At 34.3% G+C, this 16,989-nt stretch carries 15 protein-coding genes; 2 read left to right on the top strand and 13 right to left on the bottom strand.

Translation table 11 applies throughout. The features are described from left to right. Positions 1 to 69: 69 nt before the first annotated feature. On the bottom strand, positions 70 to 1,152 hold the full coding sequence (locus VQL36_RS05200) for a Gfo/Idh/MocA family oxidoreductase (protein ID WP_349248295.1): 1,083 nt from the start codon (positions 1,150 to 1,152) through the stop codon (positions 70 to 72). A 191-nt stretch (positions 1,153 to 1,343) separates the two neighbouring features. Here VQL36_RS05200 and VQL36_RS05195 point away from each other — a divergent pair, with 191 nt between their 5' ends. Beyond that, positions 1,344 to 2,213, top strand: a complete 870-nt coding sequence (locus tag VQL36_RS05195) for an AraC family transcriptional regulator (protein WP_349248294.1) — start codon at positions 1,344 to 1,346, stop codon at positions 2,211 to 2,213. An 8-nt stretch (positions 2,214 to 2,221) separates the two neighbouring features. On the opposite strand, the gene VQL36_RS05190 is transcribed toward VQL36_RS05195, so the two are convergent. The 3 genes from VQL36_RS05190 to VQL36_RS05180 all read right to left on the bottom strand — a co-directional run bounded on the left by VQL36_RS05190 (position 2,222) and on the right by VQL36_RS05180 (position 6,525). Continuing rightward, entirely contained in the window at positions 2,222 to 2,932 is a 711-nt protein-coding gene (locus VQL36_RS05190) for a response regulator transcription factor (protein ID WP_349251127.1), read from the bottom strand. 122 nt (positions 2,933 to 3,054) lie between these two features. Next, positions 3,055 to 4,851 carry a two-component system histidine kinase PnpS gene (gene pnpS, locus VQL36_RS05185; protein ID WP_349248293.1) on the bottom strand — a complete coding sequence of 599 codons (1,797 nt, stop codon included), beginning with the start codon at positions 4,849 to 4,851 and terminating at the stop codon, positions 3,055 to 3,057. A 132-nt stretch (positions 4,852 to 4,983) separates the two neighbouring features. Beyond that, positions 4,984 to 6,525 (bottom strand): fumarate hydratase, encoded by a 1,542-nt coding sequence (locus VQL36_RS05180; RefSeq protein ID WP_349248292.1) that lies wholly within the window; start codon positions 6,523 to 6,525, stop codon positions 4,984 to 4,986. Positions 6,526 to 7,156: 631 nt separating this feature from the next. Here VQL36_RS05180 and yfbR point away from each other — a divergent pair. Then, positions 7,157 to 7,789 carry a 5'-deoxynucleotidase gene (gene yfbR, locus VQL36_RS05175; protein WP_413789557.1) on the top strand — a complete coding sequence of 211 codons (633 nt, stop codon included), beginning with the start codon at positions 7,157 to 7,159 and terminating at the stop codon, positions 7,787 to 7,789. Positions 7,790 to 8,219: 430 nt separating this feature from the next. On the opposite strand, the gene VQL36_RS05170 is transcribed toward yfbR, so the two are convergent. The 9 genes from VQL36_RS05170 to accD form a co-directional block, all read right to left on the bottom strand. After that, positions 8,220 to 8,621 carry a hypothetical protein gene (locus VQL36_RS05170; RefSeq protein WP_349248291.1) on the bottom strand — a complete coding sequence of 134 codons (402 nt, stop codon included), beginning with the start codon at positions 8,619 to 8,621 and terminating at the stop codon, positions 8,220 to 8,222. Positions 8,622 to 8,730: 109 nt separating this feature from the next. Next, complete coding sequence (gene mdh, locus VQL36_RS05165; RefSeq protein WP_349248290.1) at positions 8,731 to 9,675, bottom strand: malate dehydrogenase; 945 nt, start codon at positions 9,673 to 9,675, stop codon at positions 8,731 to 8,733. A 100-nt stretch (positions 9,676 to 9,775) separates the two neighbouring features. Beyond that, positions 9,776 to 11,074: an NADP-dependent isocitrate dehydrogenase gene (icd, locus tag VQL36_RS05160; protein ID WP_349248289.1), complete on the bottom strand. Its 1,299-nt coding sequence runs from the start codon at positions 11,072 to 11,074 to the stop codon at positions 9,776 to 9,778. Positions 11,075 to 11,112: 38 nt separating this feature from the next. Then, positions 11,113 to 12,228 carry a citrate synthase gene (gene citZ / locus VQL36_RS05155; protein WP_349248288.1) on the bottom strand — a complete coding sequence of 372 codons (1,116 nt, stop codon included), beginning with the start codon at positions 12,226 to 12,228 and terminating at the stop codon, positions 11,113 to 11,115. A 214-nt stretch (positions 12,229 to 12,442) separates the two neighbouring features. After that, positions 12,443 to 12,829, bottom strand: a complete 387-nt coding sequence (locus tag VQL36_RS05150; RefSeq protein WP_349248287.1) for an FxsA family protein — start codon at positions 12,827 to 12,829, stop codon at positions 12,443 to 12,445. 13 nt (positions 12,830 to 12,842) lie between these two features. After that, a complete protein-coding gene (locus VQL36_RS05145; RefSeq protein ID WP_349248286.1) occupies positions 12,843 to 13,280 on the bottom strand; it encodes a thioesterase family protein in 438 nt (145 codons plus the stop codon). 100 nt (positions 13,281 to 13,380) lie between these two features. Then, entirely contained in the window at positions 13,381 to 15,135 is a 1,755-nt protein-coding gene (gene pyk, locus VQL36_RS05140) for a pyruvate kinase (protein ID WP_349248285.1), read from the bottom strand. A gap of 23 nt (positions 15,136 to 15,158) precedes the next feature. Beyond that, positions 15,159 to 16,127, bottom strand: a complete 969-nt coding sequence (gene accA / locus VQL36_RS05135; protein WP_349248284.1) for an acetyl-CoA carboxylase carboxyl transferase subunit alpha — start codon at positions 16,125 to 16,127, stop codon at positions 15,159 to 15,161. Next, positions 16,117 to 16,989: an acetyl-CoA carboxylase, carboxyltransferase subunit beta gene (accD, locus tag VQL36_RS05130; RefSeq protein ID WP_349248283.1), complete on the bottom strand. Its 873-nt coding sequence runs from the start codon at positions 16,987 to 16,989 to the stop codon at positions 16,117 to 16,119. Before accD ends, accA begins: the two co-directional genes overlap by 11 nt.

The raw sequence follows: 16,989 nt of genomic DNA, 5'->3' as shown, positions 1-16,989 counted from the left end.
TGTGGTTTACTCTTATTCGCGACTTTTGCAATTTTTGCAAGTGGAGCGAATAAGAGTAAACACATTTTTTTAATCAAAATAAACAGCTTTCCCTGTTTTTGAAGACTCATAAATCGCTTCTAAAATTTCTGATACAACAAGAGCTTGTTCAGGTTTAACTATAGGCTCTGTATCATGAAGAATACTATCAATCCACAATCTCATTTCTAAGTCTGCATCACTTTCTTCTTTCCCATCATAAAATGCAACTCCACCTACATTCGTTTGAATCTGATTAGTAAATAATTTCCCACGACTTTCACCATTAATCCGAAGTCCATCCTTCATATCTGCCCCGCCTTCAGTTCCTGCAAGTGTGCATTTTGCTTCGCCTTCATCTAAGGAATTTAAAGCCCAGCTAGATTCTAATATAATCGTTGCTCCATTTTCCATTTTGATCATTCCAAAAGCAGAATCTTCTACTGTAAATTTATTCGGATCCCACGGTCCCCATGCATTCGCTGCATTTTCCCGCTTAGATAGTTTATGAAAAGCTGTCCCTAATACAACTTTTGGTTTATAATTATCCATCATCCATAATGTTAAATCCAAAGCATGTGTACCAATGTCGATTAATGGACCTCCCCCTTGTTTTTCTTCATCTAAGAATACACCCCAAGTAGGTACCGCGCGTCGACGTATTGCATGAGCCTTGGCAAAATAGATTTCACCTAACTCTCCATCTCTACAAGCTTGATTCAAATATAAACTATCTGCTCTGAAACGATTTTGATAACTGATCGTAAGCTTCTTATCTGATAATTTAGAAGCCTCATACATTCGTCTAGCATCTTTAGCTGTTTTAGCCATTGGTTTCTCACAATTTACATGTTTCCCCGCTTCAAGAGCTGCTATTGCAATATCTGCGTGAGAATCATTTGGAGTACAAATGTGAACAATTTCGATGGATGGTTCGTTTAATAATTCAATGTGATCAGTGAACACCATTGCCCCTTCTATACCGTATTTTTTAGCTACTTTCTCTGCATTAGTGATATCAATATCACAAAATGCTACTAATTCAACCGCTTCCAATTTGGAAAGTGAAGGCAAATGTTTTCCAGTTGCTATTCCTCCACATCCAATAATCCCAACTTTAAGTTTGTTATTCATCCAATTTCCCTCCATTTTAATCTAGGTACACTTTATTCAATTTTGTGTTATATTATTAAATATATGTCGTTATACTGGAAATTTTCTATAGTTTAGATTCTAACAAAATTATACACAATGAAATAAGAAAGTGATATTACCATAATAGTTTTACTTTTATGCTATTTTGGGATATTGGAGGATTGAAGTCATTGATAATAAATGAAAAAATATCATTTGAAAACCCTTTATTATCTTTAAAAATATTTCAAAGTAAGAGAGTTAACCATAACATGATTAGCTGGCATTATCATAAAGAAGTGGAAATCTTAGCAGTATTAAGTGGGCAGCTAGAAGTGCATGTTGAAGAAGATGTATATTTGCTGGAATCTGGAGATGTTATCTTAATTGGTTCGAATGAGCTTCACCGGGATCGGATGGTAAAAGAAGGTTTAGAATACATTGTACTGCAGTTTGATATTGAACAATATTTTGACTATAGCATTATGCCATATATCAAATATTTTGCAGGAGCGAATGATCCGTTAAGCCATCTCAATTATATTTTCAAAAATAATGTACAAGCAAAAAAAGAAATATTTGATACTGTATCAGAAATATACAATGAAGCAAAGAGTAAAAAAACGGGTTATGAGATTGCAGTAACTCTTTTTATCCATAAAATTATGCTGGTATTACTGCGAAATGATGCAAACAAAACACTCAATGTTCAGCACAATGCAGATTTTCTTCGTCTCAAACCAGTACTAGATTATGTTGATTCTCATTTGATGGATAAAATCAGTATTGAAACTGCATCACAAATCGTGAATATGAGTTATTACCACTTTGTGAAATCTTTCAAAAATACAATTCAAATGACATTTATAGAATACGTCAATTACAAAAAAATTAAAAAAGCAGAAAGAATGTTATTAACGAGTGAAGACAGTATCACACAGATTGGGGAGAGCATCAATATGAATAACATGGCTCATTTTTATAAGATTTTTAAAAAGTACAATCAATGTTCACCCAACGAGTTCCGCAAAAAAATGCTGAATTGGAAATCAAATAAATAAGATTCATTTTACTGATTATTTCTTACTACTAATTTATAACCAACACCACGAATGGATTCAATTTTAACTGAATTTTGACCTAACTCAAGCTTTTTACGAAGTGAACTTACATGGACATCTACCGTGCGTTGACCTCCTATGTAATCAAACCCCCAAACAATATTCATCAGATCATCTCTTGTAATTACTTTGCCTTGTCTTTCTACCATATGCAGCAAAACTTCAAATTCCTTCGGGCGTAATGAAATACTTTCCTCATTTAATAAAACTTCATATTGATCAGGATAAATTTTTAAATCTCCAAGTATAATTACTTTATCATCAGGTGTCTCATCACTTTGTATATCCTCTGATAGAGACCTTCTTAAAACAGCCGCTACTCTAGCCAACAATTCAGCTACTCCAAATGGTTTCGTAATATAATCGTCCGCACCCTGTTTTAGACCTTGCACAATTTCATCTTCAGCTGTTTTGGCTGTTAGAAATATAATGGGTGTTTTTACTTTTTGTTCTCTTATTTTTGTAAGTATCTCAAATCCGTTTAAGCCAGGCAACATAATATCTAAGATGATTAGGTCAAAATATTGCTGAAGCGCATATTGTAATCCAACTCTTCCATCCTCTGCAACCTTTGTTTCATACCCTGCTTGAGATAGATTATATGATAATAGTCTAGATAATGTAGGTTCGTCTTCAATGACTAACACCTTTTTGGACATACTAACTTGTTCCCCTTTATAATAGATTAACGTGTTCATTGATCATAAGTGCTTCTGAACGTCCTCTAACAACTATATTAGTTTATCATCCAATTATTAAATCTATGTAAACTATTTGTAAATTATTGTACAAGTGGTAAATCAATAATAAAAGTAGTTCCACTCCCAATGTCGCTTTCCACTCTAATCTCTCCTTTATGCAATTCAACGATATGTTTTACAATAGATAATCCTAGGCCAGTTCCTCCAGAGATACGGGAACGAGCTTTATCCACTCTATAAAAACGTTCAAATATTCGTGGTAAATCCTTTTTTGGAATTCCTATTCCAGTATCTGAAATCTCTATTCGTATTTTCTCATCATCAACATCTTCAGACAGATATAAATACTCTACTCTGATTTGAATCTGTCCTCCTTCAGGCGTATAGTTAATGGCATTGGATAATAAATTAATAAATACTTGCCTCAAGCGATCCTCATCTGCCTCCATATATAAATCTTGATTGACATTTAGAGTGACATGGATCTGCTTTTCTTTTGATTGGGACTCTAACATTTGCACCGTCTTCTCTACAAATTGCTTCATAGCAATTGGAGAATAATGAAGAGGAACTGCTTTCGATTCAATTTTAGATAGCTCTAATATATCGCTAATCAATCGATTTAAACGATCACTTTCATCATATATGATTTGCAAAAATGATTTTGCTGTCTCTTTGTCATCTAACGCTCCAGATAATAATGTTTCTGAAAAACCTTTTACAGCGGCAATGGGTGTTTTCAACTCATGTGAGACATTCGCTGCAAAATCACTTCTCATTTTTTCTAATTTCCGGATCGCTGTAATATCATGCATTACTATTAATATTCCTGACCGCTGTTTATGATCTTGGTGCAGTGGAACTAGATTCATTTCAATTGTACGTTGCTCTGGATAATAAAAGGTTAACTCTTCACGAATATGCTGTTTTTTCTGAAAACAGGTTTGTATCAATGTAATTAAATCCTGATTTTGTTTTGTGTCTATGTACCGTTTTCCTAATATTTCATTCTCCTTTATACCAAGTATAGTTTCAGATGCTCGGTTCAATAATACAATTTTGCCATGACGATCGATCATAATAACGCCACTGATTAAATGCTCTAAAACGGTTTTAAGCCTGATTTCATTTTCAGAAATTCGGTTCATTTGATACTGCAAACTTGAAGCCATTGTATTTATCGCTTTTCCTAATCGACCTATTTCATCTTTGTGATATATTTTTACTTTAGATTGATAATTACCGCGAGTAATTTGCTGTGCTACCATCATAATATTTTCTAATGGTTTTGTTAATCCACGAGTAATTAAATAACTGATCATTGCAGTTACTACCAATAAAAATAAAATCCCAATGATATAATAAGTCCATAATTCGTTAGTTTTATACTCTACTTCATCTAAGTTAATTGCCAAACGCAAATATCCAATAGGGTTATTAATATTGTGAAAAGGAGCAGCAACATACAACATATTATGTTTAATTGTATTACTGTATCTAATGGCAGTTCCATATTCTCCATTCTCAACAATGGATAATATTTCCTCTCTAAACAAATGATTATCCATTTGTTCAGGGTCGAAATCTGACTCTCCTACTACATTTCCTTCGAGATCAATAAATGTAATTCTAGCTTGAGTTGACTTGCTGAGTTCTTCTGCACCTTCACTAAAATAAGCTATCATTTCTTGATCATCCACAGTATTTTTCCAGGTCAATGTGTTTTGTATGACTTTAATCTCTTGGAGTAGTTGATCCTTCAAAAATTGCAGCTGAGAATCCTTTAATTTTTCAACTGTAAAAAACCCTGCCCCAAGTGCAGTTACTGCCAATAAAACAATAATTATTAATGTTAGTTTTACTCGTAATTTAACCATTAGAAACTCCTATCTTTCTATAACCCAAATCAGAGTAATTATTATATTATTTTATAATTACTTTTCGTATGAAAAAAGAAATCCTAGCATCAAAGGATACTGGGATATCTTTTTATTATAAACTATTTTATTTTAAAATACTGATTCTTTAAATTGAGCTAATTTTTCAAGTGATGATTTTTCAACGTCTGCATGTAAGCTATTTCCATGTGCATCCATTGTCACAATCGCTGCAAAACCTTCTACTTGTAAGTGCCACATCGCTTCTGGAATCCCAAATTCTAAAAAGTCGACACTATCTACTTTTTTAATGGATTCAGCATAATATTGAGCAGCACCACCGATGGCATTTAAGTAAACTCCACCATGTTCTTTTAATGCTGATAACGTTTTTGCCCCCATACCGCCTTTTCCTATCACTGCACGGATACCAAACTTTTTAATAATATCACCTTGATAAGGTTCTTCACGAATACTAGTTGTTGGACCAGCAGCTTTTACAACGTATTCATCATCTACTTTAGCCATTACAGGACCACAATGATAAATAATACCGCCATTAAGATCTACAGGAGATTCGTTCTCCATTAAATACTTGTGCAATGCATCACGCCCTGTATGCATGGCTCCATTTATAATAACAACATCGCCAACTTTTAAGTCGCGAATTTGTTCCTCAGTAATCGGTGCTTGTAAAACAACTTCTTTTTGATCTGAATTATTCCCTTTATCAGATGCTATTTCATGTTGGTTTGCATCATTTGCTTGATGATCACTATCCTTATCATAAATCCATTCATTAATTTCCCCAGAAGTAGAATCTATCAAAACACCTAAACGACGAAATGCCCAGCAATTATAGGCTACAGATACAAAAAAACTAGCAGGTAAACGATTCATTACCCCTACCTTGCAACCAAGCAGAGTAACTTCTCCTCCAAATCCCATCGTTCCGATTCCTAATTTATTGGCATTTTCCAATACGTACTCTTCTAGCTTTTGCAGATCAGGATTAGGATTTACATCATCCACTTCACGGAAAAGTTGTTTCTTTGCAAGTTCATACCCAGTTGTACGGTCACCACCAATTCCTACTCCAATGAATCCAGCACTACATCCTTGACCTTGCGCTTGGTACACAGAATGCATAATACATTTTCTAATACCATCAAGATCACGACCAGCCTTACCTAGTCCTTCAAGCTCCATCGGTAAGCTGTATTGAATATTTTTATTTTCACAACCTCCGCCTTTTAAAATTAAACGGATATCAATGTCCTTTTTTTCCCATTGTTCAAAGTGTATAACTGGTGTTCCTTCTCCAATGTTATCCCCACTGTTTTCCCCTGTCAAAGAATCTACAGAATTTGGACGAAGTTTACTGTTTTGTGTCGCTCTTTTTATAGCAGTAAGAATGTCTTTTTTCATTTCAATTTGATTAGCTCCCACAGGTGTATGCACTATAAAAGTTGGCATCCCTGTGTCCTGACAAATCGGTGAAACATTCGATTCAGCCATTCTAATGTTATTGGAAATTGTAGATAGAGATAATGCTGCTCTCGTTCCTTGATTCTCTTTAGATTTTGCATTTTTGATTGCTTTTCGCACATCTGATGGTAGGTTGGTAGATGTTTCTACTATTAATTGATAAACGCTCTCTTCAAAATGTTTCATGGTACTGAATTACTCCCCCTCGTATTAAGCTGTGTTATTTGAATATACTCATCTTCATATCCATCTTAGAAGGTGATTGTATATGGATTTACACAAAAATTCACTTTCAATATTATATCATAAAAGTAAACTTTTCTTTATCATTCATATAAGAGTAGTATCCCAGTTCATGAAATGTTTTTATATGAACAAAAACTTGAAACTTAGAATTTGAAATTTTATAAATTCTTAAGTTATCAAAAAAATAACCATACAAAAAATTGTATGGTGAAATTGTATGGTTATTTTATTTTTTCAATTTAATAAAATACTTTATGAGGGAAGCATCGCTTTATTGGTATTAAGAGGGCTAGAATGATCACCAACAGTATAAATAAAACCAGTACTACAACAGCAATTCCTATGATGAAAAACATGATATACATTCACCTCCCCAACCTTTAGCTATTATAGTATATGCCTTATACAGTAATTAGATTGGACTATTCCCCCTATGTAAATGACTATTTTAAACATCTGTTTTACGAACATTTGTTTTATCAACTTATTACTTATGTGATATAATACTGCTAACAAATATGGTTCTGATTTCATATCATATATGATCAGAATAGAAAGTTGGGTAATTTATATGATGGAAAACAGCCATTTTTTAGCTTATTTATACCGGCTACGATATATTAAAAGGTGGAGCTTAATGCGGAATGTCGTGAATGAAAATGTTGCTGAGCACTCCTACCATGTTTCACTTATTACACATGTATTATGCACTATAGCAAATGAAGTATTTGATAAAAACATAAATACAGAAAAAGCTGTATGTTTAGCTTTGTTCCATGATGCAACTGAAGTTTTTACAGGCGACATACCAACACCCGTCAAACATCATAATGACCAAATCTTAAATAGTTTTAGAGAAATTGAAGAATTAGCATCAGACCGACTCATGAAAACTGTTCCAGATGTATTAAAACCAGCGTATGAAGCTTTAATACAAAACAGCGAATCAGATCAAGAGTTAATGAAATATGTAAAAGCTGCTGATGAGATAGATGCTTATTTAAAATGTATTTCGGAATTCTCTGCTGGTAACAAGGAATTTGCAACAGCAAAAAAAGATATTGAATTAAGCTTAAAAAGCACAAATATGCCTGAAGTTGATTTCTTTCTAAACTCACTTGCTCCAAGTTTCGAGAAAACATTAGATGAATTAAGTCTATTCAGTAGAAATAAAGGAATACAAAATAGTGAATATAATTCTTAGAAAATAGTTTAGTAAAGACTGATACATTAAAATAACGAATCCCTTTCATCCATGAATTGAAAGAGATTCGTTTTATCCGAGTAACATGATCCTATTCAATTATAAAAAGGAGAACTTTAAACCGCAACAACCTCACCACTATAGCAGTGAGATAATATATTTTATGTTGGAAAATTCAATTTGTATGGACTAGTATATTGATGAAAGTACCCAATTTCATTGGAACCTCGACATTTAGGATCAAATATTAGAAATAATTTTTAATCAGACATAGAAAAACCTCACTACTTTATACAATAGTGAGGTCTTGAGGTAAAATGAGCGTATTGGTGGTAGAAATATCATTAAACCTTCTCATTACTTAAATATACTATGTTCAAACCTTTCATTTGGTATAGACAAGTATCCATAGACTAGTACACATTTTAAATTACAGCAGACTAGGGTTATACATTAATACAAGGATGACTAATACAGCAATTGCATTAATAAAACTAAACATTTTTGCCTTTTTATGATCCGCATCAATCGCACTTCCATCTCTTGCTCGCTTCAATGGTTTTGACATCATGCCTGTCATTGCAAACATCACTAGAAGCAATAACACTACAACAATCATCCAAGCGATAGAATATCCTTCAAATTGACTTATTAAATAACCACCTGTCAAAAATGCTATGATTAATATGTACATTCCTATACGATTAATAAAAACAGATACTTTTGCTATCCCTTCATTTCCATTTTTTAAAGTTAAAATAAGAAACGGAAGTAATATGTAAGCAATTAACAATAACCCTACTGTAGTATGAAGATGTAAAAAACCAGTCATTTTAATAACCCTCCATGATTTTGATTTGAAGAAAACACAGCACCTATAGGTGAATTTTGGCATAAAAAGAGTATGGATTATGATCCATACTCTTTTTATCCTATCATGTTTAGCCGTTGTCTACAACACTTATCACTTTTCGAACAGATTCTGCTGACTTGTCTAAAGCTGTTTTTTCCTCTTCTGTCAATTCTAATTCGATAATCTTTTCAATTCCATCTCCACCAAGGATCGTAGGAACACCGATAAATAAGTTATCATATCCATATTCACCTTCAAGAAATGCAATGGAAGGTAATACACGTTTTTTATCTTTTAAAATGGCTTCCGTCATTTGAACTAGAGAAGCTGCTGGTGCATAATATGCACTTCCGTTTCCAAGCAAGCCTACAATTTCTCCTCCACCTGTACGAGTACGTTTAACAATGGCTTCAATGCGATCAGCCGGAATTAATTTATCAATTGGAATACCTGCTACATTCGTGTAACGTACTAGTGGCACCATATCATCCCCATGACCACCCAATACAAATCCATGAACATCCTCAACAGAAACATTCAATTCTTGAGAGATAAATGTAAAGTAACGAGCTGCATCCAATACACCAGACTGGCCAATGACACGATTTTTCGGGAATCCAAGAGTGTTAAATGCAACATAAGTCATAGCATCCACTGGATTACTTAAAATGATTACATATGAATCTGGACAATATTTTTTTACATTCTCACATACTGATTTCATGATACCTGCATTTGTATTTACTAAATCATCTCTACTCATGCCAGGTTTACGAGCAATACCTGCTGTAATAATGACTACATCTGCATCCTTAGCATCCTCATAACTAGAAGTACCAATGATATTACTATCAAAACCTTGTACTGGACTTGCTTCTAACATATCAAGCGCTTTACCCTTTGTAGGATTCTCTAATTGTGGAATATCAATTAATACTACGTCACCCAATTCTTTTTGAGCTAACATAAGTGCAGTAGTTGCTCCAGTAAATCCTGCTCCTACCACTGCAATTTTTTTTCTTTGAATTGCCATTTAAGATTCTCCTCTTTTAAGTAATTTTTTTATTTTTTTACTCTTTAAAGTCCCCTCACTAATCAGTGAGGGGATATTCATTCATAAAAACTATTTTATTTTAAGCCATGTGTTTGATAATTTCATCTGCAAATTCAGAACATTTCACTTTTGTAGCATTTTCCATTAATCTTTCAAAATCATACGTTACTGTTTTATTAGAAATTGCTGTTTCCATACCCTTGTAAATTAAATCAGCAGCTTCTTTCCAACCTAAATGTTCAAGCATTAATACACCTGATAAAATGACAGAACCAGGATTAACTACATCTAAACCAGCGTATTTTGGAGCTGTTCCATGAGTAGCTTCAAAGATTGCATGTCCAGTAACATAGTTAATATTCGCTCCAGGAGCAATACCAATACCACCTACTTGAGCAGCTAAAGCATCAGATAAATAGTCTCCATTTAAATTCAATGTAGCGATCACATCAAAATCTTTCGGACGAGTAAGAACTTGTTGTAGTGCAATATCTGCAATGGCATCCTTCACAAGAATCTTACCTGCAGCAAGAGCATCATCTTGTGCTTTATCCGCTGCCTCTTTACCTTCAGCTTCTTGAATTCGATCATATTGTCCCCAAGTAAATACTTTATCACCGAATTCTTCTTCAGCTATTTCATAACCCCAATTTTTAAATGCACCTTCAGTAAATTTCATAATATTACCTTTATGTACTAAGGTTACACTTTTACGTCCATGTTTAATTGCATATTCGATTGCACCCTTCACAAGGCGTTTTGTTCCTTCAGAAGAAACAGGTTTAATTCCAATCCCTGAAGTTTCAGGGAAACGAATTTTGTTCACTCCCATTTCTTTTTGCAAGAAATCAATGACCTTCTTCACTTCATCTGAACCTTGTTCATATTCGATTCCTGCATAAATATCCTCAGTATTCTCACGGAAAATAGCCATATCAACCAATTCAGGAAATTTGACAGGTGAAGGAACACCATCAAAGTATCTAACTGGGCGTAAACATGTGTACAAATCTAATTCTTGACGAAGAGCAACGTTTAAAGAACGAATTCCTCCACCAATTGGTGTGGTTAAAGGGCCTTTAATAGCAACAAAATATTCTCTAATTGCAGTTAAAGTATCCTCTGGTAACCATTCATTATATTTATCAAAAGATTTTTGACCGGCAAAAACCTCATACCAAGCAATTTCTTTTTCACCATTGTAAGCTTTTTTTACAGCAGCGTCTAAAACACGTTTTGAAGCCGCCCAAATATCAGGACCAGTTCCGTCTCCTTCAATAAAAGGAATGATTGGTTTATTAGGGACTTGTAATTGTCCATTTTCGATTGTGATTTTTTCTCCGTTTGTTGGTTGATCGTAAATTTTGAATTGTACCATTGAATAGGTACCTCCTTCATTCTGCTTAAAAATTTTATTTATCTGTTTTCTATATCGACATATGGTTGGCTAGATGGTCCAATATATTCTGCACGAGGACGAATTAAACGATTGTTGTCTAATTGCTCTAGAATGTGAGCTGTCCAACCAGATACACGACTAAATGCAAAAATAGGTGTAAATAAATCACGTGGAATCTGTAAGGATGTGTACACAGAAGCTGAATAAAAGTCAGTGTTTGGTTTTAATCCTTTTTTCTCAGTAATCATTTTGTCAATGATAGTAGACATATCATACCACTTCATATTGCCAGTGATTTTACCTAATTCATAAGACATTTTTTGTAAATGTTTTGCTCTAGGATCACCTGTTTTATAAACACGATGTCCAAATCCCATGATTTTTTCTTTATTTTCTAATTTCTTTTCAATGTATGGTTCAGCATTTTCAATGGTCTCTATTTCTTCTAACATCACCATTACTGCCTCATTTGCTCCACCATGAAGAGGTCCTTTTAATGTACCAATGGCAGATGTAACACCTGAATAAACATCAGATAATGTTGCAACCGTTACACGAGAAGCAAAAGTTGAAGCATTTAATTCATGATCAGCGTGTAAAATTAAGGCTTTATCTAAAGCTTCTATCGCAACAGGATCTGGCTCCTCACCAGTAAGTGTGTATAAGAAGTTATAACAAAGAGATACATCCTTTTTAGGTTGAATTGGTTCTTTTCCTTCTCTAATTCTTGCAAAAGCAGAAATGATTGTCGGAATTTTAGCCTGTAGACGAATTGCTTTTCTTACATTTGCTTCCTTGCTCATATCCTCTGCTTCTTCATCATATAATGCTAAGCTTGAAACAGCTGTACGAAGTGCGGCCATCGCGTTTGCATCTTTAGGGAAAAGTTTAATTTGATCTAAAACTTCATTAGGAATCACCATATTTTCAACTAATTGGTTCTTGAATTCTTCTAATTCTGTCTGATTTGGTAATTTGCCAAACCACAATAAATAAACAATTTCTTCAAAAGTACCTTTTTCAGCTAAATCATCAATGTTAATGCCACGATATGTTAATACACCATCGATAATGGAGCTAACAGATGAAGTAGTCGCAACGATACCCTCTAGACCTTTTGTAGGTGCTGTCATTATATACTCTCCTTTATTTAAAGATTAATTTACTTGAATTTGAACATCCAAATATTTACCCTTATAGATTAATAATCATTCATGTTAATGATAAAGGATTTCATACAAATTGTGAACTCATCTGGACATAAAACTTCATTATCATTATTATAAAGATTATTTTATTCCATACGGAATTCTCATATATACTTTGTTTTCATCTTAAAAACATACTCTAAAAACGGATGATCGTTCCTCTGGACATTAGTTTTTTTATAAAATACAAAATCCAGCCTTTGAAAAAGCCCCTTGTCATAGGTAATACAAGCAAAAATCCTACAGTATCTGTTAAAAACCCAGGAGTAAGCAAAAGGAGTCCGCCAGAAAATATACATATCCCATCTAAAATAGAACCTGCTGGAACCCGACCATTAGACATTTCAAATCGAGCTTGATTCATGACCTTGGACCCTTCATTTTTTGCTAAAAAAGCACCTACAAATCCAGTAAGTAATATTAAAATAAAAGTTTCAAAGCCACCAATTAAACCTCCTACTGTTATTAGTCCCAAAATTTCAATAGCAGGTACAACGATCATAATGACAACGAGTAAACGAAACATAATCACATCTCCCTCATTTTACTTTGTCAGTCACCACAGCCCCTTTTGTCAGGTGTTCAAATATTTCTGGTGCTTCTTCATCCAAACGAACCGTTCTCCATTGTGAATTTAACCATACATGTACTGTTTTTCCTGTAACTAGAAGATCCTCTCCCTTTCTAACTTCAACTTCAAAAATGATTTTTTTGTTCGTAAATTCATCCACTTTTGTATATATATCAATCATATCATCGTATCTAGCTGGTTTCCTAAAGCTCATTTGTATATCAACAACAGGAAGGTATAGACCTAATTTCTCAATCTCTCTATAACTATAACCCATTGCTCTTACATATTCTGTCCTTCCTATTTCAAACCAATTCAAATAATTTCCATGGTGTACTACACCCATTTGATCTGTTTCTTGGTATCTGACCCTTACCGAATGCTTTTGCCATTCTGTTGTCTCCACTAGTATCCCTCCTACTTTGTCCAATATATATATTTTACCATAATAAAAAGAGCCAGTCAGATTCGACCTGACCAAGCTCCTCGAACGTTAAGTTAAACTATTATAAAGTTTCTGATTTTCCAGAATAAATGAAGCCTTGTTCACTATATACAGAAACATCCATGCCATCTTTTAATATATTTAGGGCATTTTCTACATTGACAATAACAGGAATGCCTAATTCAACACCTACCACTGCGGCATGTGATGTAAGTCCACCTGTCTCAGTTATAATTGCTGATGCTTTTTGCATGGCTGGGACATACTCCTTATCAGTTCCAGCGGCTACTAATATACATCCTTCTGTGACCTTTTCATTAGCATCTTCTGGTGTACGAGCTGCAACAACTTTTCCTGTTACACTATAACTACCAATGCCTTGACCTCTAGCAATCATTTTACCAATATGATGAATTTTAATTAAATTTGTTGTTCCAGAACGTCCAATTGGTACTCCAGCTGTAATCACTACTAAATCTCCAAATTGAACATATCCAGCTTTTAAACCACTGTTTACTGCAAGTTCAAACATTTTATCTGTAGAATCTGCCTGTTCTCCTTTTACTGGATTTACTCCCCACACTAAGGATAAACGACGCATAACCTGCTCATCAGGAGTCACTGCAATAATAGGGGACTTTGGACGATATTTAGAAACCATACGTGCTGTATAACCACTTTGTGTAGAGGTGAAAATAGCTTTTGCATTTAAATCTAAAGCTGAGTTCGCAACGGATTGGCTTATCGATTCTGTTACAGTAATTTGCTGAATACTCGCTTGCTTTAAGAAGATTTCTCTATATTCTAGCGCAGATTCTGCTTTTTCAGCAATTCGAGCCATCGTTTGTACTGACTGAAATGGATATTTTCCCTGTGCAGTTTCTCCTGACAACATGATAGCATCCGTTCCATCAAATATCGCGTTAGCAACATCACTCGCTTCTGCTCTAGTTGGGCGAGGATTACGCTGCATAGAATCAAGCATTTGTGTAGCTGTAATAACCGGTTTACCTGCTTGGTTACATTTCTCTATCATTCGTTTTTGAACTAAGGGTACTTCTTCAGCTGGGATTTCAACTCCAAGATCTCCACGTGCCACCATCAAACCATCTGACACTTCTAAAATTTCATCAAGATTGTCTACACCTTCTTGGTTTTCAATCTTTGAAATAATATGTATATGCTGGGCATTATAACGCTGTAATAAATCTCTAATTTCTAATACATCACTTGCTTTTCGAACAAATGAAGCTGCTATAAAGTCAACTCCTTGTTCAATTCCAAATATAATATCATTGGTATCCTTTTCAGTAATACCAGGCAAAGAAATTTTTACTCCAGGTACATTTACACCCTTTCTACTACCAAGCAAACCGCCGTTTACAATTTGACACTTAATTTCAGTATCTTGGACTTCTACAACCTCCAAACCAATTAATCCATCATCGATTAATATCGTTGATCCGATATGGACTTCTGAAGGAAGTTTATCATAAGTAATTGCAACACGATTCTGATCACCTTGAATTTCTTCTGTGGTTAAAGTAATATATTCATTGGCAACAAGTTGAACTTTATCTTCCTTTAATTTCCCTGTCCTAATTTCAGGCCCTTTAGTATCTAATAAAATAGCAACTGTCTTTCCTAATTCCTCACTAGCTTTTCTTATGTTTATGATTCGTTTTCCATGCTCTTCAAAATCTCCATGTGAAAAATTTAATCTTCCTACATTCAACCCTGATTGAATTAGCTCTTTTGTTTTTTCCAATGAATCACTTGCCGGTCCTAAAGTACATACTATTTTTGTTTTACGCATGTATCTACTCCTCCTAGTCCAAACTAATATACACTTTCAAGCATAGTAAAACTCCCAATTTTCCTAAATTTATTATATCTATCTTCTTTTATTTCAAATTCATCCAGTCCATTAAGTTGTTCGAGATGTTTCAGTATGGATTTTTTTATCATCTCAGCTTGCTCTTTTTCGTTCTGATGAGCTCCTCCTTTTGGTTCCGGAATGATATCATCAGCAACTCCAAAGTTAAGAATATGATTTGCTGTTATTCTCATGGATTCTGCGGCAAGAAGAGATTTGGAAGCATCTTTGTAAAGAATAGATGCAGCAGCTTCTGGGCTGCTAACAGAATAAATGGCGTTCTCTAACATAAGAACTCGATTTCCTACGCCTAAAGCCAGAGCCCCTCCACTTCCACCTTCGCCAATAACAATACAAATAATAGGCACTTCAAAACCAGCCATATCGAATAAGTTCTTTGCAATGGCTTCGGCCTGACCTCTTTCTTCTGCAGCACCGCCAGGATATGCACCTGGGGTGTCAATAAAGGTAATAATAGGTCTTTTAAATTTATTTGCTTGATTCATTAATCGCAATCCTTTACGGAATCCTTCAGGGTGAGGCATTCCGAAATTCCTTGCAATATTATCCTTCGTGTCTTTCCCTTTTTGATGACCAACAATCGTTACAGGTTGGCCATTCAACTTGGCTATTCCACCAACAATCGCTAAATCATCCCCATAAGAACGATCTCCATGCAATTCAATAAAATCATCAAATATATGTTGAACATAATCTAAAGTGGTAGGACGCAAGGGGTGCCTTGCTATTAGTATCTTTTGTGAGACTGTCAAATTAGAAAAAATCTCTTCCTCCAAGTCCGTATATCTTTGTTCAAGGCGATTAATCTCTTCTGATATATCAATCTCTTTCTCAATTCCAAATTTACGTATTTCATTAATTTTTGCACGTAAATCTATAAGAGGTTTTTCAAATGGCAGCTCATTCGCCATATTCGGTTTCCTCCTTTGTTAAATGTAAATCCAATAATTTAATTAACGTGTTTTTCATTTGATCGCGTGAAACAACTTTGTCCAGTTGCCCATGCTTTAAATTAAATTCCGCAGTTTGGAATGTTTCTGGCAATTTTTGTCTAATGGTTTGCTCAATCACTCGTCTGCCAGTAAATCCAGAAGCAGCACCTGGTTCTGCAATAATATAATCTCCTAACATTGCAAAACTGGCAGGAACGCCCCCAAAAGTAGGATCTGTAATAATGGAAATATATAATCCACCTTGATCACTAAATTTTTGGATTGCTGCGCTTGTTTTAGCCATTTGCATTAAACTTAGGATACTTTCTTCCATTCTAGCTCCACCAGATGTAGAAAAAATAAGCAATGGATAGTTTTTATTCATTGCTGTTTCAATGGCTCTAGTCACTTTTTCACCTACAACAGATCCCATGCTACCGCCAAAAAACTCAAAGCTCATCCCTGCCACTACGACAGGAAATCCTCCTATCGTTCCTTCTCCTGTAATGACTGCATCCTTTGAACCTGTTTTTTCTTGATGTTTAGCTATTTTCTCTTTATAACCTGGAAAATCTAATGGATCTTCAGAAATCATATCACTGTCATATTCAAATAATCTTCCATCATCCAATGTGATTTGAAATCTTTCTTTGGCATTTAATCTAAAATGATAACCACAACCTGAGCAAACTTTTAAATTTTTTTCTAACTCTTTATTAAATTGAATCGTCCCACATTCTGGACATTTGTTCATTAATCCCTCTGGAATATTGTCTCGTTTGGAGTTTTCAGAAGGAATGATTGCATATTTTCTTTTTTTATTAAATAGATCTTTAAACAC

The organism is Chengkuizengella sp. SCS-71B, assembly GCF_040100845.1.
Classification (GTDB): Bacteria; Bacillota; Bacilli; order Paenibacillales; family KCTC-33759; genus Chengkuizengella.
The sequence above is the reverse complement of the archived record's forward strand: the minus strand, read 5'-3'. Positions and strand labels throughout refer to the sequence as shown.